Raw genomic sequence first — 25,070 nt, 5'->3', positions numbered from 1 at the left:
CCCCGTCGCCCCACGAAGGCTCATGATCATCCATGCCCGGCCGGGCCTACAAGGCGTCGTGACGATTCTTTGACCTTTCGCAACCTTCTCGAAATACGAACAAATCGCCATCAACTTCCCACCCTGCGGAGGGTGCGCCCGGCAGGCGTGTGCGGGCGGATCGGAGAAGGTCGTGCGCAAGGGAGCGTAAGGATGTCGTAAACGGGGTGGCGCGCGGTGGTGGCCCGGGGCGAGAAGAGCAGGAGGAGCCGAGCCGCGGAGGGCAGCATGCGCAAGATCGTCAACTCGACGTACGTGTCGCTGGACGGCGTCATCGAGAAGCCGCAGAACTGGACGTCGCCGTTCTTCCAGCAGGAGGCCGCCGACTACGCGCGGGACCTGCTGTTCTCGTGCGGGGCGCTGCTGATGGGGCGCCGGACGTTCGACGGGTTCTCGCAGGCGTGGCCGGCGATGGCGGAGGCGGCCGGCGACTTCGGCGTGCGGATGAACACGCTGCCGCACTACGTCGTGTCCGACTCGCTGCGGAAGCCCGGCTGGGGCGACACCACGGTGATCCGGCGGGCCGGCGCCGCCGCCGAGATCACCGCGCTGAAGGAGCGGGACGGGCAGGACATCCTGCAGTACGGGTTCGGGCCGGTGTCGCGGACGCTGGTGCGGCACCGGCTGCTGGACGAGGTGCGGCTGTGGATCCACCCGGTGATCGTCGGCTCCGCCGACCCGGGCGAGCTGCTCGCCCGGGCGGGCTTCGCGGCGTCCTTCGAGCTGGCCGGCACGGAGGTCTTCAAGACCGGCGTGATCATCGCGACCTACGTCCCGGCCGCCGCGCCGGTCAGCGGGTGAGGGCGGCGCGGAGGATCTCCCCGGTGCGGGACGGCGGTTCGGCCTGGACGCCGAGGCGGTTGAGGACGTCCCGGTAGCGGGCGATGTCGGCCGTCCGGTCCGGGTAGAGGGCGCCGGTGAGCTGCTCCAGGTAGACGACGTCGGGCAGCTCGCGCTCGGCGAACCGCAGCAGCGTCACCGGGCCGCTCTCGGCCGCGTGGCCGCCGGAAGTGAACGGCAGGACCTGCACGGTGACGTTCGGCCGCTCCGCCGTCTCGATCAGGTGCTCGATCTGCGCGCGCATCGTCGCGGGGCCGCCGACGGTGCGGCGCAGTACCGCCTCGTCCAGGACGGCCCACAGCTTCAGCGGCTCGGGGCGGTCGAACACGCGGCGGCGCGCCATGCGCAGCTCGACCCGCCGCTCGATCTCCTCCTTGGACGCATCCGGGTGGCGGACGGTGAGGAGGGCGCGGGCGTACTCCGGGGTCTGCAGCAGCTCCGGGACGTCCTGGACCTCGTAGACGCGGACGACCCCGGCGCCCTGCTCCAGCCCGAGATAGGGCTCGAACCAGCCGGGCACCACGTCGCCGTACGCCTGCCACCAGCCGGGCGTGTTGGCGTGCTCGGCCAGGTCCAGCAGGGTTTCGCGGACGCCGCCGTCGGTCACGCCGTAGAAGGTGAGGAGGTCGGCGATGTCACGTTCCTTGAAGCCGACGCGGCCCAGCTCCATCCGGCTGATCTTGGAGTGCGAGCCGCGGATCTCGTAGCCGGCGGCCTCGGTGGAGATCCCGGCGGCCTCGCGGAACCGGCGCAGCTGCGCGCCGACCACCATGCGCAGCACGGTCGGCCCGGCGTCCCGGAGGTCGGGCGCGACGCGGGCCGGCTCGTCCGGACGGGGACGGCGGCTCATGACTTCACCCCCACGGCGCAGAACTCGTCCACGTCGTCCGGCTCCCCGAACGGGCCCGGCTCGGCGCGCCACCGCGACACCGGCACGACGCCCGGCTCCAGGACCTCCAGGCCCGCGAAGTAGCCGCCGATCAGCTCGGGGGTCCGCAGGTGGTACGGAGTGTCGCTGGCCTGGTTCCACAGGCCGATGGCGGTGCGGAACGCCTCGCCGGTGACGACGTCGGTGCCGTCCGCGACCGCGAGGTGGCTGCCGGGCGGCAGCGCGTCCACCAGGTGCCGGACGATCGAGCGCGCCTCGTCGTAGTCGGCGATGTGCCCGAGGATGTTCAGCAGCATCAGCCCGACGGGGCGGCCGAGGTCGAGCGTCCGGCCGGCCTCGGCGAGGATGCGGTCCGGGTCGCGCAGGTCGGCGTCCACGTAGCTGGTGGTGCCCTCCGGCCTGCTGGTCAGCAGGGCGCGGGCGTGCGAGAGGACGAGCGGGTCGTTGTCGACGTACACGATGCGGGCGTCCGGCGCGGCGCGCTGCGCGACCTCGTGCGTGTTGTCGACGGTGGGCAGGCCGGTGCCGATGTCGAGGAACTGCCGGATGCCCGCGGTGCCCGCCATGTACCGGACGGCCCGCGAGAGGAAGGCCCGCGAGTGCCGGGCGACGTCCACGATCTGCGGGTAGACGGAGACGAACTGGTCGCCCGCGGCGCGGTCGACCGGGTAGTTGTCCTTGCCGCCCAGCCAGTAGTTCCAGATGCGCGCGGACTGCGGCACGGTGTCGTCGATGCCGGGTTCGGGCCGGGCACCGTCGTCCGGTGCTGACTCTCCCACGGAACTCCTCCTCGGCGCGCAAGAAAACTACCTACGGGGAGAAGTTACTCGACCCCGGGCCGCTTGCCCACCTGTCCCGATCCTCCCGGTTTGTGGTGATCTGGACGAACAGCACGCGGCATTTCCAGCCTGCCGGGCGCTGACCTGGCAGGATCCCGACTCGAAGAAAAATCTGAAAAAGATCGGGGCGGGATGTCGATCCGGTCTCCCCTTCTTCGACGCGTCAGCAAAGGCCGGGGATGACCCGGACACACGACAGAGGAGGCACCCATGCGGTTCCTGTTGATGACCACGGACGCCGGCCCGGACGACGCCCAGCCGGACGAGCGGCTCCAGCGGGAGATGGGCAGGTTCATCGAGGAGACGGCCAAGGCGGGGGTGCTCCTCGCGACCGGCGGGCTGGAGCCGTACGGCACCCGCATCACCTCGTCCGGCGGCAAGGTCACCGTGACCGACGGCCCGTTCACCGAGGCCAAGGAGGGCGTGGTCGGCTTCGCGCTCGTCGAGGTGCGCACCCGCGAGGAGGCGATCGAGCTGTCCAAGCGGTTCTACTCGATCGTCGGGGACGGCGCGGGCGTCATCAAGCAGGTGTTCGGCCCGGACGACCCGTTCCCCGGGCAGTGAGCGCCCGCTGAGCTTGCGCGGCGGCCGGTGCGGGTGCTCTCATCGGCAGCGTGACGGCTTCGAACGCGCCCGGCGTGCACGCGAGCATCGACGCGGTGTGGCGGCTGGAGGCCGCGCGCATCATCGCCGGGCTCGCCCGCATGGTGCACGACATCGGGCTCGCCGAGGAACTCGCGCAGGACGCGCTGGTCGCCGCGCTCGAACAGTGGCCGGAGTCGGGCGTCCCGGACAACCCGGGCGCCTGGCTCATGGCCGTCGGCAAGCGCCGCGCCATCGACCGCATCCGCCGGCAGCAGCGCCTCGAGCACAAGCTGGAGGAGATCGGCCGCGACCTGGAGAGCCAGGCGCCGCCGGAGCTCGACGTCCCGGACGACGAGCAGATCGAGGACGACGTCCTGCGGCTGATCTTCACCGCCTGCCATCCGGTGCTGTCCGTGCAGGCGCGGGTCGCGCTGACGCTGCGGATGCTCGGCGGCCTCACCACCGACGAGATCGCGCACGCGTTCCTCGTCTCCGAGCCGACGGTGGCGCAGCGGATCGTCCGGGCGAAACGCACTCTCTCGGACGCCGGCGTACCGTTCGAGGTCCCCACCGGACCGGACCGTGCCGCTCGGCTGTCGTCCGTCCTGGAGGTCGTCTACCTGATCTTCAACGAGGGGTACGCGGCCACGGCCGGCGACGACTGGGTGCGGACGGACCTGTGCCAGGAGGCGCTCCGCCTCGGCCGCGTCCTCGCCGAACTCGCCCCCGGCGAACCCGAGGTCCACGGGCTCGCCGCCCTGATGGAGATCCAGGCGTCCCGCACACGCGTGCGCACCGGCCCGTCCGGCGAACCCATCCCCATCCTGGAACAGGACCGCGCCCGCTGGGACCGCCTCCTCATCCACCGCGGCTTCACCGCCCTACTCCGCGCCAAGGACATCGGCGAACCCCCCGGCCCCTACGTCCTGCAAGCCGCGATCGCCGCGACCCACGCCCAGGCCCTCGCCCCCGAGGAGACCGACTGGGCGCAGATCTCCTCCCTCTACGAGATCCTCGCGACCATCGCCCCGTCCCCGGTCGTGGAACTGAACCGCGCGGTGGCGGTCGGCATGGCACACGGCCCAGAGAAGGGCCTGCAAATCGTCGACCCCCTGATGGACGAGCCGACCCTGCGCGACTACCACCTGCTGCCAAGCGTCCGAGGCGACCTCCTGGAACGCCTGGGCCGCCCCGACGAGGCCCGCACAGAATTCGAGCGCGCCGCGGCCCTCACCCGCAACGCCCCCGAACGCACCACCCTCCTGTCCCGAGCCGCCGCCCTCGCTTCTCCTCCCCCCGCAACGAGTTGAGGCTCTCCCGAAGGCCGCCCGTCCCCCTCTGCTCGTCAGCAGTGTGTCGCCGAGCGTGAGCGTGGTCAGCGGGTGGTCGATGGCGGCTCGGGACGGTCATGCGCCAAGGTGTGTTTTGCTACTTAAAGGAGCTCGGGAGGGAGTGGCGTGATCGATCATTCGGACGTTGAGGTGGCGGCGCGGCGGGTGGCGGGGCATGTTCGGCGCACGCCGGTGATGGAGGTTGAGCCGGGGTCGGCGGGGCGGATGTGGCTGAAGCTTGAGCTGACCCAGCACACGGGGTCGTTCAAGGCGCGGGGCGCGTTCAACCACATCCTGGCGGCGCGGGACGAGGGGCGGCTGCCGGGCGTCGGTGTCGTGGCGGCCTCCGGCGGGAACGCGGGGCTCGCGTTCGCGTACGCGGCGGCGGAGGTGGGCGTGCCCGCGGAGGTGTTCGTTCCGGAGACGGCGCCGGCGGTGAAGGTCGCGCGGCTGCGCGCGCTCGGCGCCACGGTCGTCCAGGTCGGGACGCGGTACGCCGAGGCGCAGGACGCCGCCACCAAGCGCGCCGCCGACACCGGGGCTCTGCTCTGCCACGCCTACGACCTGCCCGAGGTCTGCGCCGGTCAGGGCACGCTGGGCCTGGAGATCCTGGAGCAGACGGGCGGCGAGGTCGACACCGTCCTGATCGCGGTCGGCGGTGGCGGGCTGATGGCGGGCGTCGCCGCCGCGCTTGAAGGCACCGCGCGGGTCGTGGGCGTGGAGCCCGAGACCATCCCGACCATGGAGCGCGCCCTCCACTCCGGACGTCCCGTCAACGTGGACGTCTCCGGGATCGCCGCCGACTCGCTGGGGGCGACCCGGCTCGGCGAGATCGCGTTCTCGGTCGCGTCCCGCACCGGCGTCCGGCCCGTCCTGGTCTCCGACGAGGCGATCATCGAGGCCCGCCGGTACCTGTGGGCCGAATACCGCCTGGTCGTCGAGCACGGCACCGCCGCCGCACTCGCCGCCCTCCGCACCGGCGCCTACCGCCCGTCCCCGGGCGAACGCGTGGTGGTCGTCCTCTGCGGCGCCAACACCGACCCGTCAGATCTCACCTGACCGCCACCAGGCCAGAGTCGCGGCGACATATGGGGCTTGGTCATGGCGCGGCGGCGAGGTGGGTGGACAAGGCGCGGGCCTCGCGGACGACGTTGGACGAGCCCTTGCGTCCGGCGAGTTGCTCGATCCCGGGGATGGCGCCATGGGCATCCGACCAGCGTGCGGTCTTGAGGCCGAGGGCGATCAGGCGGTCGAGGGAGTTCACCGGCCGCTCCCCCGGCTCGGGGCACAGGACGGGCAGGGCGGCGGCGATCGTGTCCCACACCTGGCGGTAGGCGCCCGCGTCCGCCGCGCGTTCGAGCGCCTCGATGATCCGCACCGGGCGGATCTCGCCGTCCCGTACGAGTTGCCCGATGTGGCGGCCGAGTGCGGCGGCGGGCAGGTCACCCCGGGCGGCCATGGTGAGCAGCGTCTCGTCGGCGCCGTCCACGCGCCGATCGGCGAGCTGACGAGCCAGGAAGTGCGCGACGGCCTCGGCGAACGGCCCGTCCCCCGGGGTGAGCCTGATGAGTTCGCCCACGGGCGCCCCGAGCCCGAAATAGCGGTTCTTGGGGCGCAGATGAGGCAGGAAGTGCGCGGCGACGACCTCGGGATGGGACGGCAGCTGCAGCGGCCAGCTGTTCCGGCCCGCCTCATGACGCCAGTCGGCGTACTTCGGCGGTCCCTCGAACACCGCGTCGACCAGCGGCAGTCCCGTCCGCGGGGCCGCTATCACGGGCTCGGGCAGGCCGTCCGCCAGCGGCCGCATCGACACCTCGGGGACGGGCAGCCCGCCCTCGGCCAGCCAGCGCGCGGCGACGCGCCCGGCGGGCGAGGTCAGTTCGGACGCGCGCCGGACGGCGTCCGCGTCGATCTCGCGGGGCAGCCGCAGCAGGGCCTGCTGGAGGTCGGCGGACCCGGGCGCGATGCCCGTGGCCTGCAGTGTCTCCAGCCGGGCCACGAACGTGCCCGGGTCGATATGGCCGGTCGGCTCGGTGGGGTGGCGAGCAGCATCGGCGGCAGCGTCCCATCGGCGACGGCGACGGCGATCTCCGCGCACCGGTGCAGTTCGAGCGCATACGGGTTGGCCAGGCTGTGGAGCGCCGACAGCCGGTCGCGCCAGTCGGGGGGCACCGGCGCCGAGCCGGTCAGCAGCCGCACTGCCACCTGGAGCCATTCCCGCGGCGAGAGCCAGCCTCCCTCGGCCAGCCTCGGGTAGTAGAGGTCCACCTCATGGTTGGGCCGGAGAGCGGCGCGCAGGTCGTCTGCGTCCCGGCGGGCGAGCCGGAGGAACGCGTCAAGGACCCGTTCGAGCACCGGCCAGTCCAGGTGGTAGGCGGTGAGCGCCTCGGCCAGTTCCACCGGCCGGGTGATCGGCGGCGGTAGCGGCGGAAGCGGGTCCGGGGGCGCGACGGCGAGGGCGGGCGGCAGGTCGTCGTCCGGTTCGGCGACGTCGCCGCCGAAGCGGGCGGCGGCTTTCGCGCTGAGGTCGGGGGCGAGCAGCGGGACGGCGTCGACGAGCACGGTCGTGTCGGCGCTCTCGGGGAGCTTGAGCGCGATCCGGACCGCGCGCTCCTGCACCGTGTACGACTCGTGCGCGAACGCCTGCGCGAGGGCGGCGGCGCAGTCGCCGGCCAGTTCCGGCCTGCCCCTGATCGTCTTCTCCAGACACGACAGCCCCGACTTCACCAGCCCGGACTCGGCGCGGAACAGCACCCCGTCCAGTGCCTCCGCCACGTGCTGCGAGGGCAGTTCCGCGGGCTCCATCAGGAGGCCGAGCGCGACGTCGGCGACGGGGCCGGGCGCGGCGGGCGGCAGCCGCACGTAGTCGCGGGCGTATTCGAGGATCTCGCGTTCCCGTACGGCCGGGTCCGCAGGGATGAGCAGGCCGTGCAGGCGGACGAAGAACCGCAGGTCGAGGGTCGTCCCGCCGCGCAGGAACCGGCGGACGCAGCCGTCCAGCAGCATCCGGCGGTCGATCACGCCCCGCTCGGCGAGTGTCGGCAGCGTCCGCGGCCAGGACGGATTGTCGCGCAGTTCCCGGCCGACGCCCTCCGCCTCGAAGATGCGCGGCAGCAGGACGGGCAGCAGCGGGTCCTTCGGGCGGGGCGGCCCGGACGACACCCAGCCGACCACGAGGGCGTCGTGTTCGGGCGGTTCGATCCCGGTCTCGGCCAGCAGCGCCAGGACGAGGTCGAGCCCGAGGTGCCGGGGACCGCGCAGCCGGAGCGTCAGCCGCCGCGCGAGGTCGGCCAGCCAGGCGTCGTCGCGATCGACCCACAGCTCCAGGAGCAGGTCGGTGTCGTCGTGGCCGCCCGACCAGCGCGAGTTGAACTCGCGCCGGGTCAGCCAGGCCGCGACGGCGGAGGATCCGCCCAGCGCGACGGCGCCCGCCGCGCGGAAGGTGGGCGCGAAGTCGTCGATGTCCTCCCACGGTTCGCGCCGCGCCCGGACCGCCTTGACGTGGCCCGGCAGCGCCCTGGCGACCGCGCGCCGCCCGGCGTCGTCCAGGTCGCGGACGGCGTCCGCGACCACTTCGGGGTCTCGCTCCTCGATGAGGGCCGCGATCTTCTCCCAGGCGGCGGTGTCATGCGTCTCGGTCGCGCTCGGCATGCCCGGGACACTAGGCGGCCCCTCCGACAATCAGCGGACGGTGCGCGCGAACTGCAGCGGCAGCAGCCGGACGAGCTCGTCCGGACCGGCCGTCCGCACCCCGGGCTGCGTGCCGCAGAGGGCCTCGACCACGTGCGCGCCGAGCGCGCTGTCGATCGGGTGCGGGACGAGCGTGCCGTTGGCGTTGAGCTGCTGGTACTTCATCAGATTGAGGGCGACCGAGACCTGACGCGCGCCGCCGGCGGACGTCAGCGACTGGGTGCCGGCCCCGAAGACGGCGCCGTCGTGGCCCCAGAACGTCCCGCATGGCAGGTCGAGCGAGTAGAGGCCTAGACCGTAGTTCATGAGGACGTTGCCGTCCGCGTCCTTCACCGGGACGGTGCGCTTCATCTGCGCCAAGGCGTCCATACCGATGATGCGGCCGGTGAGGAGCTTGCGGTAGAAGCGGTTGAGGTCGTCCATGGTGGAGACCAGCGCGCCCGCCGTCCAAGCCCAGCTCATGTTGAAGACGCTGTAGTCGCGCGGTGGTTTCACGTGCTGGTACAGCGATTCGTACATCCGCGAGTGGGGCCCGACCACCCACGGTGAGTCCGGGAAGTAGGTGTGCCTGAGCCCGGCCTTCTCGATGACGTTCCGCGTGATGTACTGCTCCGCCTTGGTTCCGGTCACCTTTTCCAGGAGCCGCCCGGCGATGATGTAGTTGGTATTGGAGTACGACCAGCGCTCGCCGGGCATCCCGGTGCGGGGTGCGCTCAACCCCCACTGAATGAGCTGTTCCGGCGGGACGTTGCGGAACCGGAACTCGTCCAGGCTTTGCGGCGACAGTTCCTTCAGCGAAGGGAACGCCGTGACGACGTAGTCACCGATCCCACTGGTGTGGTTGAGCAGCATGCGGACGGTGATCTGCTGCCCCAGCCGCCCCGGGATGAGGCCGGGTAGGTACTGGGCGACCGATGCGTCGAGGCTGATGTGCCCCTGCTCGACCTGCTGAAGGATCGCGGTAGCGACGAACGACTTGGTGATGCTGCCGACGCGCTGCCGCATGCCGGGCGTGACCGGGCGTCCCGTCCGCACGTCGGCGACACCGGACGCGCCGTCCCATGCCGTCCGGCCGTCGCGGGCCTCGGAGAACAGCCCGTACATGCCGGCGTCGCGGGTGGCGTCCAGGGTCGCGCGCAGCTTGGCCGGATCGAACGGCATGGTGGGCGGCCGCTGCGTGGCGACCGCGACGGGAGGGGCACCGGGCCCCGCGGCCTGCGCCGGGACCTGCGCGGACGCGATCGTGAGCGCCGCCGCGACACCCGCGGCCGCCACGAACCGTCCTAACCGCCTCGCCATCATCCCCAACTCTCCACGCACGGAACGTCCAGAGAAAGTGTCCTCGGCGATCAGCCGCTCTGTCATCCCAATACGTGAGAATTCAACGGTCCGGTTCATCACAGAACCGGACCGCGCGTTCCAAGTGACGTCAGCTGAGCATGTCGGCGAGGGTCTCGCGGCGGGACGGGTGGCGCAGCTTGTGCATGCCCTTGGACTCGATCTGCCGGATGCGCTCGCGCGTCACCCCGTAGACCTTGCCGACCTCTTCGAGGGTCTTGGGTTCGCCGCCGGCCAGCCCGAACCGCATCGAGATGACGCCCGCCTCGCGTTCGGTGAGCGTCTCCAGGACGGCGTCGAGCTTGCCGCGCAGCATCGTGGACGCGACGACGTCGGCGGGGTCGCCGCCGTCCGGGTCCTCGATGACGTCGCCCAGCTCGCCGTCGCCGTCCTCGCCCAGCGGGGTGTGCAGGGACAGCGGCTCGCGGGCCTGCCGCCGCAGCCACTCCACCTTCTCGGCGGTGACGTCCAGTTCGGCGGCCAGTTCCTTCGAGGTGGGCTCGCGGCCGAGGTCCTGCATCATCCGGCGCCGGACGCGCGTCATCCGGTTGAGCACCTCGACGACGTGCACGGGGATGCGGATGGTGCGGCTCTGGTCGGCGAGGGCGCGGCTGATCGCCTGCTTGATCCACCAGACGGCGTAGGTGGAGAACTTCAGGCCCCGGCGGTACTCGAACTTCTCCACGGCGCGGATCAGCCCGAGGTTGCCCTCCTGGACGAGGTCGTTCAGCTGCAGGCCGTGGCCCATGTAGCGCTTGGCGAGCGACACGACGAGGCGCAGGTTGGCCTCGACCATGTGCGCTTTCGCGCGCGCGCCGTCGACGGCGATCCACTCCAGGTCCTGCTTGTCCTGGAGGCTGAGGTCGTCGCCGATGGTCTCAAGGCGTTCGCGGGCGAACAGGCCGGCCTCGATGCGCTTGGCCAGGTCGACCTCCTGCTCGGCGGTGAGCAGCGCGGTGCGCCCGATGCGGGACAGGTAGTCCTTCATCGGGTCGACGAGGTTCACGGTGGCGCGGGGGGACGCGCTCGGCGCGTGGCTGGCGTTCAGGGCGGTGTCCTTTGCTCGTCCGGCCGGGAGGGAACGGGTCACGCGATCTCGGTACCCGCCCGCCTTGCGACATAAACTTAGACTCGACCAATAGCTAGGTCAAGTACAAATTTAGGTCGAAGTATGAGAAGCTGCCGGCATGGGACTGCGGGAGATGAAGAAGCAGCAGACGAGGCGGAGCATCTCGGACCAGGCGACGCGCCTCTTCCTGCGGCACGGCTTCGACCGGGTGACGATCGCCGACGTCGCGGCGGCGGCACAGGTCGCGAAGATGACCGTGACCAACTACTTCCCGCGCAAGGAGGACCTCGCACTCGACCTGCACGAGGAGTTCACCGGCCTGCTGGCCCGCACGGTCGCCGCCCGCGCGCCCGGCGAGTCGGCGCTCGCCGCCCTCCGCCGCGCCTTCCTGGACGCCGCCGCCCGGCACGACCCGGTGATCGGCTTCGCCGGCCCGGACTTCGCCCGCATGGTCACCGAGAGCCCCGCCCTGGTCTCCCGCCTCCGTGAGTTCCACGAGGAGCGCGAGGACGCCCTGGCCGCCGTCCTGGCCAGGGAGACCGCCGCCGCCCCGGACGACCCGCTCCCCCGCCTGGTGGCCGCCCAGTTGGGCGCCCTGCACCGCGTCCTCTTCCAGGAGACCCTGCGCCGCACCCTCAACAAAGAACCCAACGACCAAATAGCCGCCGCCCTGACCAAGACCGGCCGCACAGCCTTCACCCTCCTCGAACCCGCCCTTGGCACCTACGCGGTGTTGTCTGCTCCGCCCTCGGCGGTCGGGCGCTAGAACGCCCTCCCTTCAACGGGCGCAGCGGCGATCGCTGCATCGCTCCGACTCGCCTGGCGGCTCGCTGCGCGATCAGTTTCTCGCGAGCTCGAAACTGCCTTCGGACGCGATCGCGGCGCCCGATGTGGTCGCGTGGCCGAGCTGATGGCCGAGGCAGGCGCGACGGGCTGAGACCGCCGCACCTGCCGCTGGTCGTCAGTCGGGCTGGATTACCAGGAGTAGGTCACCTGCCTGGACCGGGGTGGCCTCGGGGACGGCCAGGCGGGCGACCGTGCCGGCCACCGGGGCCGTGATGGCGGCCTCCATCTTCATCGCCTCGATCGTGGCCACCACGTCGCCGGCGGCGACCTCGTCGCCCTTGGCGGCGCGGAGGGTGACCGAGCCGTCGAAGGGGGCGGCGACGTGGCCGGGTTCGGACGGGTCGGCGCGCTCGACCGGCGGCGCGTCCGACGCGACGGACTTGTCGCGGACGGACAGTGTCCGGAGCTGGCCGTTCACCGTGCAGATGACCTGCCGGACGCCCGCCTCGTCGACGGCGCCGACCGCCTCCAGCCCGGCGAGCACGCGGACGCCGGGTTCGAGGTCGAACGCGACCTCGTGCCCGGTGCGCAGCCCGTAGAGGAACGGGCCCGTGGGCAGGACGGAGATGTCGCCGTAGGCGGCGCGGGTTTCGCGGTAGTCCTTCGCGGGCCCGGGGAAGAGGAGGCGGTCGAGGGTGTCGCGGACCTCCGGCCCGGCCAGGGCCTTCTCTTCGGCGCCGTCCAGTTCTGCCCGGGTGGGCGTGTACTGGCGTCCTGCGAGCGCCTTGGTGCGGAAGGGCTCCGGCCAGCCGCCGGGCGGGTCGCCCAGTTCGCCGTTGAGGAAGCCGATGACGCTGTCGGGGATGTCGTAGCGGTCCGGGTTCTCGGCGAAGTCGTCCGGGTCGGCGCCGGCGGCGACGAGGTGCAGGGCCAGGTCGCCGACGACCTTGCTGGACGGGGTGACCTTCACGAGCCTGCCGAGGATCGCGTCGGCCGCCGCGTAGCAGCGCTCGATCTCCTCGAAGCGGTCGCCGAGTCCGAGCGCGACGGCCTGCTGCCGCAGGTTGGACAGCTGCCCGCCCGGGATCTCGTGCTGGTAGACGCGCCCGGTCGGCGACGGCAGCCCCATCTCGAACGGCGCGTACAGCTTGCGGACGGCCTCCCAGTACGGCTCCATGACGGTGAGCGCGTCGAGGTCGATTCCGGTCGCGTGGTCGGTGAAGTCGGTCGCGGCCACGATCGCCTGGAGGGGCGGCTGGCTCGTGGTGCCCGAGAGCGGTGCGGCGGCTCCGTCGACGGCGTCGACACCAGCTTCGATGGCGGCGATGTAGGTGCCGATCTGCCCGCCGGCCGTGTCATGGGTGTGGAGGTGGACGGGCAGGTCGAACCGCTCGCGCAGGGCCTTGACGAGTGTGCGCGCGGCGGGGGCGCGGAGCAGACCGGCCATGTCCTTGATGCACAGGATGTGGACGCCCGCCTCGACCAGTTCCTCTGCGAGCCGCAGGTAGTAGTCGAGCGTGTAGAGGTTCTCGTCCGGGGACGAGAGGTCGCCCGTGTAGCAGAGGGTCCCTTCGACCAGCGCGTGGGTCTGGAGGACGGCGTCGATGGCCGGACGCATGCGTTCCACATCGTTCAGGGCGTCGAACACACGGAAGATGTCGACGCCCGTACTGGCGGCCTCCTTCACGAAGGCGCGCGCGACCGAATCGGGGTACGGGGTGTAGCCGACCGTGTTGCGCCCACGCAGCAGCATCTGGATGCACAGGTTCGGGGCGGCCTCACGGATCGCGGCAAGCCTGTCCCAGGGCGACTCGCCCAGGAAGCGCAGCGCGACGTCGTACGTTGCCCCGCCCCAAGCCTCGACGGAGAGAAGCTGCGGCGTCATACGCGCCAGGTAAGGCGCCGCGGACAGCAGGTCGTACGTGCGTACTCGTGTCGCGAGGAGCGACTGGTGCGCGTCCCGGAACGTCGTGTCGGTGACGGCTAGAGCGTTCTGGTTCCGGAGCTGCTCGGCGAACGCGCGGGGGCCGAGAGCCAGGAGCCGGTCACGTGAGCCTTCGAGGAAGGGGCCGTCCAGGTTGAGCGGCGGCAGCTTCGTCGCCGGGTCCAGATCGGTCGGCGCGTCACCGTGCGGCTTGTTGACCGTCACGTCCGCCAGGTACCGGACGAGCCGCGTCGCGCGGTCGCCGCTCGACCGGGCCGTCAGCAGCTCGGGATGGTCGGCGATGTAGGACGTCGTGACGCCGCCCGCGCGGAAGTCCTGCTCGTCCAGCAGCGCCTGCAGGAACGGGATGTTCGACGCGACCCCGCGGATGCGGAACTCGGCGACGGCCCGGCGCGCCCGCCGCACCGCGTCCTCGAACGTCCGGCCCCGGCAGGTCAGCTTGACCAGCAGCGAGTCGAAGTGCGGGGACACGATCGCGCCGCCGTACGCGGTGCCGGTGTCGAGCCGCACCCCGGCGCCGCCCGGCGACCGGTACGCGGAGATCTTCCCGGTGTCGGGACGGAACCCGTTCGCCGGGTCCTCGGTCGTGATGCGGCACTGCACGGCGAAGCCGCTGACGGTCACGTTCTCCTGCGCGATGCCGAGGCCGGCGAGCGTTTCGCCGCCCGCGATGCGCAACTGGCTCTGCACCAGGTCGACCCCTGTGACCTCTTCGGTCACGGTGTGCTCGACCTGGATGCGCGGGTTCATCTCGATGAACACGTGCTCGCCGCGCTCGTCCACGAGGAACTCCACGGTGCCCGCGTTCTCGTAGCCGATCTCGCGGGCGAACTTCACGGCGTCCTCGCAGAGCCGCGCCGCGACCTCCGGGGCCAGCCGGGGCGCGGGCGCGATCTCGACGACCTTCTGGTGGCGGCGCTGCACCGAGCAGTCGCGTTCGCGCAGGTGGACGATGGTTCCGGCGCCGTCCGCGAGGATCTGCACCTCGATGTGGCGGGGCCGGTCGACCGCCTGCTCCAGGAAGACGGTCGGGTCGCCGAACGCGCTCTGCGCCTCGCGGCGCGCCGTGTCGACGGCGGCCTCCAGGTCCTCGCGGTGGTCGACGCGGCGCAGCCCGCGCCCGCCGCCGCCGGCCGCGGCCTTCACGAACAGCGGGAAGCCGACCTCGTCGGCCGCCGCGAGCTCCTCCCCGGCGGCCGGGGTCTCCGAGCGCAGCACGGGCAGGCCCGCGCGCCGCGCCGCCGCGACCGCCTCGATCTTGTTGCCGGCCAGGCTGAGCACGCGGGACGGCGGGCCGACGAACTTGATCCCGTTGCGCTCGCACGCCTCCGCCAGCTCGGGGCTCTCCGACAGGAACCCGTAGCCGGGGTAGACGGCGTCGGCGCCGACGCGCAGCGCGGTCTCCACGATGCCGTCCACGTCGAGGTAGGCGCGGACGGGATGGCCGTGCTCGCCGATCTCGTACGCCTCGTCCGCCTTCTGCCGGTGCAGGGACAGCCGGTCCTCGTGCGCGTAGACGGCGACGCTGGCGATGCCGAGTTCGTAGGCCGCGCGGAAGGCGCGCACGGCGATCTCGCCCCGGTTGGCGACGAGCAGCTTTCTGATCAACGTATCTCTCCCAGGAGACGGCTCGGGCGCGTCCGCCCGCGTCCGAGGCCTCCTGGGCTCCACGCTGAGCCGCTCAGGGCGGGACCAACCCGGCGGGCGAACCGAATCTTGCGATACCTACCCAGTTGAGCGGCCGGCGCAGCCCCGCAGCGTGGCCGAGATGTGTGAACAAAGTGATAGATGACGCTTAGAGGGAAAAACGCACGATTGTTCCCATCGCGGGGCGTTACCTCGCGCGGGGCGGGACGGGGCGGCGCGGCCGGAACCGGACGTGAATAAAAGCGCCGATCACTCGGAATAGCGAGAAGGATCTTGCGGTTGCAACTACCGTGCGAACACCGGCGATCCGGGTAGCACCTGTCCACGACCATGGAGGTGAACCGTGCCGAGCAGCATCCCCCGCACCCGTTCCAACCGCGAACGCAAACCTGTGAAGACGACGTCGCTGCGCGCCCTCGCGGTGGCGGCCCAGCTGGAACGCAACCACGCCCTGGAGGGTCCACCGGGCGAGGTCGACGGCCGGGAGGAGTCCCACCCCGAGCGGCGGACGCCCGACCCGGCCTGACAACAGTTCGGCCAAGCCCCCGTGCACCGCGCACGGGGGTTTCGCCGTTTCTGAGGGTCTAGCCGTCGGCCACCTGGAAGACCGTGTGGACGGCGGCGCGCGCGCGTTCCCGTCCCACGCCCTCGACCATCGCGGTGAGGTGCTCGGCTCCGAGGACGGCCAGAAGGGCGTGCGCCGTGGCCTCGCCGTCCGGGACGGTCTCGCCCATCTGGTCGAGAAGGATCGTCAGGTGCCGATGCCAGAACCCGTAGGCCCCGATGCGGTACCGCGCTCCCGGCGAGGCGGTCTCCGCCATGCGTACTAGGGAGAGATGGTCCAGGACGTAATCGAGGTAGGCGTCGGCGAAGGCGTGCATACGGTCGGACGGCGAGACCGCCGCGTCTCCTTGCCCCGGCCCAAGCGGGGGCGATCCAGACAGGATTTCGTTCTGCAGATCACGTTCGCGCCTGTTCAGGAGGGCCGCGGCCAGGCCCGCCTTGTCGCCGAACCGGCGGAAGAGCGTTCCCTTGCCCACGCCCGCCGCGGCGGCGACGGCGTCCATCGAGACCGACTCGACCCCGTGCCGGGCGAAGAGCTCTGCGGCCGCGTCCAGCACCTTCACGCGGTTGCGCGCGGCGTCGGCGCGCTCCTTCGGCTGCGGCGTCCGCATCAGTTCCAGGTCGACACGCCGCCCGCCTGCGGCTCCGCGGTCCATGAGCCCCTCCTCGGGTCAACCGGACTCTAGTCCTGTTCGAGGCCGCCCCCGGCGGGCGCGGCGCCCGCCGGGTCCGAGATCAACTAATCTGCGGAGCACCTACCATTCTGTGCCCGTAGTCTTGCCGAACGGTCTTACGGACGGGCCGGACGCGACGGGGAGCGAGTGGTGTGACGGACAGGACGATGCCGGACGCCCTTCCACTGCGGTCGGGGGACCCGACTGAGCTGGGCGGATACGAGATCCTGGGCCGCCTCGGGGAGGGCGGGCAGGGCGCGGTCTTCCTGGGCCGGCGGGCCGGCGAGACGGGAACGGTCCCCGCCGCCGACCACGTCGCGATCAAGCTGCTGCACGGCGGGCTCGCCGGTGACGAGTCCACCCGCGCGCGCTTCGTCCGCGAACTGGAGGTCGCCAAGCGCGTGGCCCGGTTCTGTACCGCGCAGGTGCTCGACGCCGACGTCGCGGGCGATCAGCCCTACATCGTCAGTGAGTACGTGCCGGGCCTGTCCCTGCACCATGTGGTGCGGACGGAGGGTCCGCGTACGGGCGGCGCACTGGAACGGCTCGCCATCAGCACGCTGACCGCGCTGACCGCGATCCACCAGGCCGGGATCGTCCACCGTGACTTCAAGCCGCACAACGTGATGCTCGGCCCGGACGGCCCCCGCGTCATCGACTTCGGCGTGGCGCGCGCGCTGGGCGCGGCGGGCGAGACGCAGAACGTCGGCACGCCCGCCTACATGTCGCCCGAGCACTTCACCGGCGGCGAGGTCGGCCCCGCGTCCGACATGTTCGCCTGGGGCACGACGATGGCGTTCGCAGCGACGGGACGTCCCGCGTTCGGCAACGACGAGATGGCCACGGTCATGCACCGGATCCTGACCGGTGAGCCCAACCTCGGCGACCTGCCCGACCCGATGCGCGGACTGGTCCTGGCGTGCCTGGCCAAGGAGCCGGCGCAGCGCCCGACCGCGCGCGAGGCCCAGGAACGCCTGGTCGGCGCGGCCAGCGGCACGTCGATGGCCGGGTCGCCCGTCCCGCCGCTGCCCGCCTTCCCCGGGCTCCCGGCCGACGCGCACGTGCCGCGCAACTCGACGGACCCGCACGCCTCGCCGTCCGCGATGGCGGGCGCCGTGCTGCCGCCCGACCACGTCACCGACCCGTCCGGCGCCAGGGGCTGGACGGCTCCGCAGCCGCCGCCCTTCGACGGCACGGCCCCGCCGCCTCCTGGCCCGCCGCAGGCCGGACCGCAGGGCCAGGGGCCGGACGGCAGGAAGCGCGGACGCCTCATCGTGCCCATCGCGGCGGCGGCAGCGGTCGCGGTCGTCATCGCGGGCGGCGCGGCCTGGGCCGCGACAAGGGGCGGCGACGGGAAGGGCAAGGACCAGCAGGTCGCGGCCGCCGACCAGAACCGGGGCGCGCAGGGCGACACCGGGACGGCGAACGGTGCGGGCAGCGCCGGGGAGAACTCTGCCAAGAAGAACCCGGGGCAGGCGCAGAGCAACAAGAGCGGAGAGCCCACGTCCCCTACCGCGTCCAAGAAGCCCGGGTCACCGCAGCAGCCGGGCGAGTCGAAACCGACGAAGAGGGCAGGGGGCGGCGGTGGAGGCGGAGGCACCACTCCCGTCCAGGAGCCGGCCAACAAGTACACGCCGCAGCAGGTGTGCAACAGCGGCGGCCATGGGAGCGGCTACTACGTGCAGCGGTCGCTGAGCGTCTCCGGCGGCGTGGCCTACCTGCTCTACAACAGCTCCACCTACAACTGCGCGGTCACCATCAAGACGAAGAACGTCGGCAAGACGTCACCCGTCTCGGTGTGGATCCAGAAGAAGGGCGGAAGCTCCATCGCCGACAGCGGATCGTTCGACTGGTACGCGGGGCCGGTGTACGTGAAGGCCCCCGGGACGTGCGTCCGGTTCGGCGGCAACGACCGCAGCTCGCCGTTCGGCAACTGCGGCTGACCTGGCCTGGACTGACCTGGCCGAGACTGACCTGGCCGGGAAGTACGAAAGGCCACCCTCGCGCCGGGGTGGCCTCTGCTCTCGTGTGCGGCCGGGTCGACGTTCGGTTCTCCAAAGCCGACCCGCCGCTGTTCGACTGTTGGCGGTTTTCCTGGCTGACTTCAGTTACGGGAGGCGATCAGATGGTCGAAGTCGCCGTCCTTGGCTCCAAGGATCAGCGCCTCGATCTCCGGGCGGGTGTAGATGAGAGCCGGCCCGTCGGGATGACGGGAGTTGCGCATCGCCACCCGCCCACCGGGCAGTTCGGCGATTTCCACACAGTTCCCCTGGGAGTTGCTTCGCCGGGACTTCAGCCACCGCGCTCCGGAGAGGTCGGCGGCCGGCATCCCGTTGTCGTAATCGGATTGGAGCATCATGTCTCTCTGAGAAGATCACCGAGAAGCTCGACGGTGCGTTCCGGGGTCGCACTGTCGACGCAGAGGCGTTCCATCGCCTGCAGATAGGTGTCGACGTCGTCGCGCTTGTCCAGGTACATCGCGCCGGTGAGGTTCTCGACGTAAACCACGTCCGGCAGGTCCTGCTCGGGAAAGCGCAGGATCGTGAAGGCCCCTCCCTCGGCGGCGTGGCCGCCGAACCGGAACGGCATGATCTGGATGGTGACGTTGGGCAGCTTGGACATCTCGATGAGATGCTCGAACTGGCCCCGCATCACCTCCGGACCGCCGATGGGGCGCTTGAGCGCCCCCTCGTCCACCACGGCCCACAGCCGCGGCGCGTCCGGGCCGGTCAGGCGTTCCTGACGCTGCATGCGCAGTTCCACGCGCTGGTCGATCTCGTGTTCGGCGGCACCGGCGTTGCCCAGGCGGATCACCGCTCGCGCATACCCCTCCGACTGCAGCAGTCCCGGGACGAACTGCAGTTCATATGTGCGGATCAACGCCGCCGACTCCTCCAGGCCCACATAGGTCTGGAACCAGCCGGGCAGCACGTCGTTGTACCGGTGCCACCAACCGGGGGTGTTGGCCTCCCGCGCAAGCTGTAGCAGCGCCTCGCGCTCGGTCTTGTCGCTGACGCCGTACAACGTGAGCAGGTCGTCCACGTCGCGTTCTTTGAAGCTGACCCGGCCGAGCTCCAGACGGCTGATCTTCGACTCCGACGCACGGATGACGTAGCCGGCGTCCTGACGGGTCACGCCCTTCTGCTCGCGCAGACGGCGCAGCTGGGACCCGAGCAGGATCCGACGGACCGTCGACCCGCTTCCCGGCGTCTCTGGAGTCACGCCCAACCTCCGGCTATTCGGCGGACAGCGAACCTAGTGTGCCACTGGCATGAGTGTCCTGCGGTTACCTCCGTTCACTCGCGCGCGGCCCGCGTCGCCCCACACCCTCACAACGCGGATGCACGTGCATTGGGCCTTGCATTCGCACGCTACGATGCGCAGGATAACGCACGAGACTTCCAAGCCACGGCTGCACAACGAGATCACTCTGCGGGGTCCGGTGGAATGACGTCACGCCACGCGCACGACGACACGCGGTGGGAGCTCGGCCCTGTCGCGGGGCCGGCAGACCCACGGGACCACGCTGGGCGTTCGACGCCCGTCCCGGAGTCGGCCGACCTGCCGCCACGCCTGGACACGGCCGTCACGGCGCTGACCGAGCTGCGCGGGTCCACGGTGTCGTTCACCGTCGAGCCCGATCCGGAATCGGTCACCGCGGCCCGGCACTTCGCCGTCTCCCGGCTCGCCGAATGGAGTCTCGCCGAGCTCGCCGACGACGTCGGACTCGTCGTCTCCGAACTCGTCACGAACGCGCTGCGGCACAGCGGAGGGGTGAACTCCGGCGGGCGGCCGGGCGTCGACGTGCACCGCGAGGGCGTGTACGGCGACCCGGCCGACCCGCTGGGCTCCGCGCCGTCCGCGATCAGGCTGCGGCTCGGGCACGAGGCCCCGTGGCTGCTCTGCGGGATCATCGACGCCAGCCGGACCGCGCCGCGCCGCAAGGAGCCCGACTACATCGCCGAGACGGGACGCGGGCTCCACCTCGTCGAGTCGTTCAGCGTCCGGTGGGGGTGGCGGGCGCTGCACCACGGCAAGGTGGTGTGGGCGCTGTTCCGTTCTCCCTGAACGGGGTACCTATTCATTTCCCCCGGCGGGCACCCGGCAAGGGCCCGGCGAGACGAGCGGACGAGAGGAGCACCGGTGGACTTCGCCGTCGAGCACCGCGTCGAGAAGGGCCTCACGGTCGTCAAGATCAGCGGTGAGATCGACGTCTTCACCAACCCCCGGCTGCGCGAGGCGCTGCTCGACATCATCGACAACGGCGGCACGCACCTCGTCATCGACCTCGGTGAGGTGACGTTCCTCGACTCCACGGGCCTCGGCGTGCTGGTCGGCATCTACCACCGGCTCCGCGCGCGCGACGGCTCGATGTCGTTCATGGGCGTGAACGACCGGGTGCGCCGGGTGTTCCACGTCACCCAGCTCACGAAGATCTTCGTCCTGCACCGGTCACTGGCGGACGCGATCGCGGCGCACGAGTCCCCCGCGTCCTGACCCACCCCCCGTTTCCGCTCCCCTTCGTCCGCGCTCGCGCCGGTTTGTCCGGCGGGTTATCCACAGGTTGGCGCAGCGGCGCCCCGGGCCGGACGTACCCGGTACGGTGAGACCGAGATCAAGCCCGCCGCCCGGGCACGTCCCGTTCGACGCGCGCGGTGCTGTCCGCAACTCCGAACGGACGGGAGCGCTCCGTGGCAGAACAGCCGCTGCATGAGCACACGCTCGGCAATGGCCTGCGCGTGGTGGTCTGCGAGGACCACGTCGTACCACTGGCCGCCGTGAACATCTGGTACGGGGTGGGCTCGCGGCACGAGCGGTCCGGCCGGACCGGCCTCGCCCACCTCTTCGAGCACCTGATGTTCCAGGGCTCGGAGAACGTCGCCGAAGGCGAGCACGCGGCGCTGCTGGAGAGCGCGGGCGCCGCGTTCAACGCCAGCACGTCCTTTGAGCGCACGAACTACTACGAGACGGTGCCGGTCAGCCACCTGGAGCTCGCGCTCTGGCTGGAGGCCGACCGGATGGGCACGCTGCCCGCCGCGCTCACCCAGGCCAACCTCGACAACCAGCGCGACGTCGTGAAGAACGAGCGCCGGCAGCGCTACGACAACCAGCCCTACGGGACGGCGTTCGAGCGGCTGTGCGCGCTGACGTTCCCCGAGGGCCACCCCTACGCGCACACGCCGATCGGCTCCATGGAAGACCTGGACGCCACCACCCTCGAAGACTGCGCCGACTTCTTCGCCACCTGGTACGCGCCGGGCAACGCCGTCCTGTCCGTCGTCGGCGACGTCGACCCGGCGGCCACCATCGAAGCGGTCGAACGCTACTTCGGCGGCCTCCCCACCGGGCCGGAGAAGCCAGCGGCACGTCCCGGCGAGCTGGGGCCGCTGACCGGTGTCCACGAGGAGACACTGAACGAGGACGTCCCGTCCCCCGCCTACTTCGCGATGTTCGCGCTGCCGACCGACGGCGGCGACGACGTCGAGGCCGCCGAGCTGGCCGTCGAGATCCTCGGCGGCGGCTCCGGCTCCCGCCTCTACGACCGGATGGTGCGGCGCGACCAGATCGCCACCGAAGTGTGGGCGGGCGTGACGCGGCTCGCGTCCGGGCCGTCCCTCGCCATCGTCGACGCCATCGGGCCGGAACCGGACAAGATCGCCGCCGTCCTCGACGAGGAGCTCGAACGCTTCGCCGCGCACGGGCCGACGCCGACGAGACCGCCCGCGCCACCGCGCAGGCCGAGCGCGGCTTCCTGGAGCAGACCGAGACGGTGACCGGCCTGGCCAACGCGCTGTCGCAGAACGCCACCCAGTTCGGCGACCCGGCCCGCGTCTTCACCGCCCCCGGGCGCGCCGCCGCCGTCACCGGGGACGCGATCAAGCAGATGGCGGGCCGCTGGCTCGCCCCGGGCGGCCGCACCGCCCTGACCTACGGAGGCACCTCGTGAGCAGCGGCCTGGCACTGCAGCCCCGTCCCGTCCCCGGCCCCGTCCCGGCCTGGGCGTTCCCGGCCGGCACCGAGGGCCGCGTCCCGGCCGGCCCGGCGACGCTCCGCTGCGACCTGCCCGGACGCCGCCTCGCCGCCGTCCGGCTCGTGCTGAACGCCGGCGCGGGCCGCGAGCCCGCCGACCTGGACGGCGTCGCGACCCTCACCGCGCACGCCCTGATGGAGGGCACCGAGCCCGGCGGCGGCACCGCGCTCACCGCCGCCTTCGAACGCCTCGGCGCCAGCTTCTACGCGCACGCCGACCTGACCGCCCTGCGCATCGCCCTCGACGTCCCCACCTCCCGGCTCGGCGCCGCCCTCGACCTGTTCTCCGAGGTCGTCCGCCGCCCGGCCCTCGACGACGGGGACGTCCGCCGCCTCGTCCGCGAACGCCTGGAGGAGATCGCCCAGGAGGACGCCGACCCCGGCTCCCGCGCCATGCGCGAACTCCGCGCGGTGATGTTCCCGGCCGAGGCCCGCGCGTCCCGCCCGACGGGCGGCACCCGCTCCTCGATCGGCGCGCTCCAGGGCTCCGACATCCGCGCCTTCTACGGCTCCGTCGTCCCCGCGGAGGCCACCGCCGTCGTCGCCGGTGATCTTTCCGGGACGGACGCCGACGCGGCCCTCAGCGGCGCTCTGGAGTCCTGGGCGTCCACCGGCGACCCGCTGCCGACCGCCGACCGCGTCCTGCCGGAGTCGGCGCCCCGCATCGTCGTCGTCGACCGCCCCGGCTCCGTCCAGACCTACCTCAGCTTCGGGCACGGCGTCCCCGACCGCTCGCACCACGACTGGCCGTCCCTGACGGTCGCCGCGCACGTGCTCGGCGGCGGCCTCACGTCCCGCCTCAACGCGGTGCTGCGCGAGGAGAAGGGCTACACCTACGGAATGCGGGCGGGCCTGCTCCGGATGCGGCACTGCGGCGTCTTCATCGCCCAGGGCTCCGTCCACACCGAGGTCACCGCCGACGCCGTCGCCGACGCGCTGACCGAACTGCGCAGCGTCATCTCCCGGGGCATCGACTCGGAGGAGCACGGCATGTCCGTCCGTGCCCTGGCCGACCGGGCCCCCGCCGAGTACGAGACGGCCCGCGCCGTCGCCGCCGAACTGGCCGACGCCTCCGCCAACGGCCTGGGCGCCACCTACCCGAGCGCCTATCTGGCCGCCGTCCGCGCCTCCACCCCCGACGGCGTGGCCCGCGCCTACCGCAAACACGTAGACCCGGAGGCCCTCACCGTCATCGCGGTAGGCGACGCAGCCCAAATCCGCGAGCCCCTGGAGAACCTCGGCTACGCCACCACCACCGTAACCACCAAGGAAGAATGACCCGCCGTCCAATCACCGGTCCGGAATCGACGACAACAGGGCCCAGAGCACCGACCGAAGGACCCCCTTCGACCAGCTACAAACGGTGCTCCGGCCTCCGTCAACACCACCGCAGCCAGGACGCCGATCACCTCAGATAGCGAACCAGCCACAACACCGCCCGTGCTACGGGGAGGAAATGGGGCGGGTTTCCGGTTCCGGGGTGAACCGATGGCATGGTGAAGTAGGTCTAACTTGCGTGGGCCGAAACGTGCGGCCTACGGTGCGCGGGCTGACTTGCGCGGGGAGGACGTCCTCGCCGTCGGGGAGAAGGGAACGGCCGGTGTCCTACGGGCAGATGGCGGGTGGCGGGCCGTCCGTCGACACGATCCTGGCGGAACCGAACTGCAAACCCGGCGGCGTCGTCGCGGGCAAGGTCCATCTGCGCGGCGGCTCCGGGCCGGTGGAGATCCGGCACGTGACGCTGGCGCTGATGCCGCGCATGCAGAACGGCTACGGCGGCGAGACCGCCGGGCCCGAGGTGTACCGGGGCGCCCTCACCCGTGGTTTCCAGCTGGACGCCGCGCAGCATCGCGACCTCGCGTTCTCCATCCCGCTGCCGTACGAACTGCCGTTCACGACCGTCCTCGGCCATGAGCTGCCCGGCTTCACGATCGGGATGTGCACCGAGGTGGACGCCGTCGGGCAGCCCGACCCGGGCGACATCGACCCGATCTCGGTGGAGCCGCTGGAGTCGCAGCAGTGGGTCCTGGCCTCGATCGCCCAGCTCGGCTTCCAGGTCGCGAACGTGACGTTCGAGGAGTCGAAGCTGCGCGGCGTCGCCCAGCAGCTGCCGTTCCACCAGGAGATCCACCTCAACCCGCCGGCCGCGTACGAGGGCCGGATCGACAAGGTCGGGCTGAGCTTCGTGGCCAGCCCGCGCAGCATGGCCTTCGTCCTGCGCGCCGAGGACCGCGAGGCCCCGCGGGACGAGTCGTTCGGCGTGTTCCAGGTCGCGCACGCCGAGGCCGCCGAGACCGAATGGAACACCAAGATCGGCGAATGGCTGGAGGCAGCCGCCGCGCTGCCGCGGAGCGCCCACACCTGACCACGGCGCTCCCCTCCCCGCCCCAGACGGCAGTCCCGGCTATGGGCACAACAACCCCGCACCCGGCCAGGCACCATACGGAACCACCCCACCGCCCTTCGGGGGCGCATCCGCACCTGGCCAAGTCCCGTACGGAAGCACAACGCCCCCGCCGACCCCCGGGCAGCTCGCGCACGGGAGCACACCGCCCTCAGCGCCAGGCGGCCCTCCTGGCGCGGGATACAACGGCCCACCGCCCGCGCCCGGACAGGCGCCATACGGGACCACACCGCCCCCGGCACCTGGCGGAGCACCTGCGCCGTACGGAGCCGCACCGCCCTCGGCACACGGCGGCCTGCCGCCCACACCAGGTCACGTCCCGCCGCCGGCGCCCGGAGGGCCTTATCCCCCGGCACCCGGTCAGGACGGGCCGCCGCCGCCCTGTATATTATACACATCT

Annotated in this window: 21 protein-coding genes and 1 pseudogene; 13 read left to right on the top strand and 9 right to left on the bottom strand. The window is 71.8% G+C overall.

The genetic code is table 11. The features are described 5' to 3' along the window. Positions 1-267: 267 nt before the first annotated feature. Positions 268-840, top strand: a complete 573-nt coding sequence (locus tag HUX53_RS21190) for a dihydrofolate reductase family protein (RefSeq protein WP_176404960.1) — start codon at positions 268-270, stop codon at positions 838-840. On the opposite strand, the gene HUX53_RS21185 is transcribed toward HUX53_RS21190, so the two are convergent. Next, the gene (locus HUX53_RS21185) at positions 830-1,729 is read right to left on the bottom strand and encodes a helix-turn-helix transcriptional regulator (RefSeq protein WP_176404959.1); all 900 of its coding nucleotides are present in this window, start codon (positions 1,727-1,729) and stop codon (positions 830-832) included. The genes HUX53_RS21190 and HUX53_RS21185 overlap by 11 nt on opposite strands. Beyond that, entirely contained in the window at positions 1,726-2,547 is an 822-nt protein-coding gene (locus tag HUX53_RS21180) for an SAM-dependent methyltransferase (RefSeq protein WP_176404958.1), read from the bottom strand. Before HUX53_RS21180 ends, HUX53_RS21185 begins: the two co-directional genes overlap by 4 nt. A 270-nt stretch (positions 2,548-2,817) precedes the next feature. On the opposite strand from HUX53_RS21180, the gene HUX53_RS21175 reads away from it, so the two are divergent. The 3 genes from HUX53_RS21175 to HUX53_RS21165 all read left to right on the top strand — a co-directional run bounded on the left by HUX53_RS21175 (position 2,818) and on the right by HUX53_RS21165 (position 5,582). Further along, the gene (locus tag HUX53_RS21175; RefSeq protein ID WP_176404957.1) at positions 2,818-3,171 is read left to right on the top strand and encodes a YciI family protein; all 354 of its coding nucleotides are present in this window, start codon (positions 2,818-2,820) and stop codon (positions 3,169-3,171) included. 50 nt (positions 3,172-3,221) lie between these two features. Further along, positions 3,222-4,502, top strand: coding sequence for an RNA polymerase sigma factor (locus HUX53_RS21170; RefSeq protein ID WP_369009210.1), 1,281 nt, complete (start codon positions 3,222-3,224; stop codon positions 4,500-4,502). Positions 4,503-4,649: 147 nt separating this feature from the next. Further along, positions 4,650-5,582, top strand: a complete 933-nt coding sequence (locus tag HUX53_RS21165; RefSeq protein ID WP_176404956.1) for a threonine/serine dehydratase — start codon at positions 4,650-4,652, stop codon at positions 5,580-5,582. 816 nt (positions 5,583-6,398) lie between these two features. On the opposite strand, the gene HUX53_RS21160 is transcribed toward HUX53_RS21165, so the two are convergent. The 3 genes and pseudogenes from HUX53_RS21160 to HUX53_RS21150 all read right to left on the bottom strand — a co-directional run. After that, a complete protein-coding gene (locus tag HUX53_RS21160) occupies positions 6,399-8,174 on the bottom strand; it encodes a DUF6493 family protein (protein WP_176404955.1) in 1,776 nt (591 codons plus the stop codon). Positions 8,175-8,204: 30 nt separating this feature from the next. After that, entirely contained in the window at positions 8,205-9,488 is a 1,284-nt protein-coding gene (locus HUX53_RS21155; protein ID WP_309237348.1) for a serine hydrolase domain-containing protein, read from the bottom strand. A 154-nt stretch (positions 9,489-9,642) separates the two neighbouring features. After that, positions 9,643-10,545: pseudogene (locus tag HUX53_RS21150) on the bottom strand (RNA polymerase sigma factor); the annotation flags it as partial. 193 nt (positions 10,546-10,738) lie between these two features. Here HUX53_RS21150 and HUX53_RS21145 point away from each other — a divergent pair. Then, a complete protein-coding gene (locus tag HUX53_RS21145; RefSeq protein WP_176404954.1) occupies positions 10,739-11,386 on the top strand; it encodes a TetR/AcrR family transcriptional regulator in 648 nt (215 codons plus the stop codon). Positions 11,387-11,581: 195 nt separating this feature from the next. Here HUX53_RS21145 and HUX53_RS21140 read toward each other — a convergent pair whose 3' ends face one another. Beyond that, positions 11,582-14,959: a pyruvate carboxylase gene (locus tag HUX53_RS21140; RefSeq protein WP_176404953.1), complete on the bottom strand. Its 3,378-nt coding sequence runs from the start codon at positions 14,957-14,959 to the stop codon at positions 11,582-11,584. 382 nt (positions 14,960-15,341) lie between these two features. Between HUX53_RS21140 and HUX53_RS21135 the strand changes: the two genes are divergently transcribed. Next, the gene (locus HUX53_RS21135) at positions 15,342-15,524 is read left to right on the top strand and encodes a hypothetical protein (protein WP_176404952.1); all 183 of its coding nucleotides are present in this window, start codon (positions 15,342-15,344) and stop codon (positions 15,522-15,524) included. 58 nt (positions 15,525-15,582) lie between these two features. Here the strand turns inward: HUX53_RS21135 and HUX53_RS21130 are convergent, their stop codons facing one another. After that, positions 15,583-16,218, bottom strand: coding sequence for a TetR/AcrR family transcriptional regulator (locus HUX53_RS21130; RefSeq protein ID WP_176404951.1), 636 nt, complete (start codon positions 16,216-16,218; stop codon positions 15,583-15,585). A 170-nt stretch (positions 16,219-16,388) separates the two neighbouring features. Here HUX53_RS21130 and HUX53_RS21125 point away from each other — a divergent pair, with 170 nt between their 5' ends. Beyond that, positions 16,389-18,179, top strand: coding sequence for a serine/threonine-protein kinase (locus HUX53_RS21125; RefSeq protein ID WP_176404950.1), 1,791 nt, complete (start codon positions 16,389-16,391; stop codon positions 18,177-18,179). A 161-nt stretch (positions 18,180-18,340) separates the two neighbouring features. Here the strand turns inward: HUX53_RS21125 and HUX53_RS21120 are convergent, their stop codons facing one another. Then, positions 18,341-18,592 carry a DUF397 domain-containing protein gene (locus HUX53_RS21120; RefSeq protein ID WP_217919696.1) on the bottom strand — a complete coding sequence of 84 codons (252 nt, stop codon included), beginning with the start codon at positions 18,590-18,592 and terminating at the stop codon, positions 18,341-18,343. Beyond that, positions 18,592-19,458 (bottom strand): helix-turn-helix transcriptional regulator, encoded by an 867-nt coding sequence (locus HUX53_RS21115; RefSeq protein WP_176404948.1) that lies wholly within the window; start codon positions 19,456-19,458, stop codon positions 18,592-18,594. The genes HUX53_RS21120 and HUX53_RS21115 overlap by 1 nt, the downstream gene beginning before the upstream one ends. 225 nt (positions 19,459-19,683) lie before the next feature. Here HUX53_RS21115 and HUX53_RS21110 point away from each other — a divergent pair, with 225 nt between their 5' ends. The 6 genes from HUX53_RS21110 (at position 19,684) to HUX53_RS21090 (ending at position 24,631) form a co-directional block, all read left to right on the top strand. Further along, positions 19,684-20,304, top strand: coding sequence for an ATP-binding protein (locus tag HUX53_RS21110; RefSeq protein WP_255205471.1), 621 nt, complete (start codon positions 19,684-19,686; stop codon positions 20,302-20,304). A gap of 75 nt (positions 20,305-20,379) precedes the next feature. After that, a complete protein-coding gene (locus HUX53_RS21105; RefSeq protein WP_176404947.1) occupies positions 20,380-20,733 on the top strand; it encodes an STAS domain-containing protein in 354 nt (117 codons plus the stop codon). A 194-nt stretch (positions 20,734-20,927) separates the two neighbouring features. Beyond that, the gene (locus tag HUX53_RS21100; RefSeq protein WP_309237347.1) at positions 20,928-22,010 is read left to right on the top strand and encodes a pitrilysin family protein; all 1,083 of its coding nucleotides are present in this window, start codon (positions 20,928-20,930) and stop codon (positions 22,008-22,010) included. Further along, entirely contained in the window at positions 22,007-22,183 is a 177-nt protein-coding gene (locus HUX53_RS41370; RefSeq protein ID WP_255205470.1) for a hypothetical protein, read from the top strand. The genes HUX53_RS21100 and HUX53_RS41370 overlap by 4 nt, the downstream gene beginning before the upstream one ends. Next, positions 22,180-23,544 carry a pitrilysin family protein gene (locus HUX53_RS21095; protein ID WP_176404946.1) on the top strand — a complete coding sequence of 455 codons (1,365 nt, stop codon included), beginning with the start codon at positions 22,180-22,182 and terminating at the stop codon, positions 23,542-23,544. Before HUX53_RS41370 ends, HUX53_RS21095 begins: the two co-directional genes overlap by 4 nt. A 322-nt stretch (positions 23,545-23,866) precedes the next feature. After that, positions 23,867-24,631 carry a sporulation protein gene (locus HUX53_RS21090; RefSeq protein WP_176404945.1) on the top strand — a complete coding sequence of 255 codons (765 nt, stop codon included), beginning with the start codon at positions 23,867-23,869 and terminating at the stop codon, positions 24,629-24,631. Positions 24,632-25,070 lie beyond the last annotated feature (439 nt).

The sequence above is a fragment of the Actinomadura sp. BRA 177 genome (assembly GCF_013372625.1).
Lineage (GTDB): Bacteria > Actinomycetota > Actinomycetes > Streptosporangiales > Streptosporangiaceae > Spirillospora.
The sequence above is the reverse complement of the archived record's forward strand: the minus strand, read 5'-3'. Positions and strand labels throughout refer to the sequence as shown.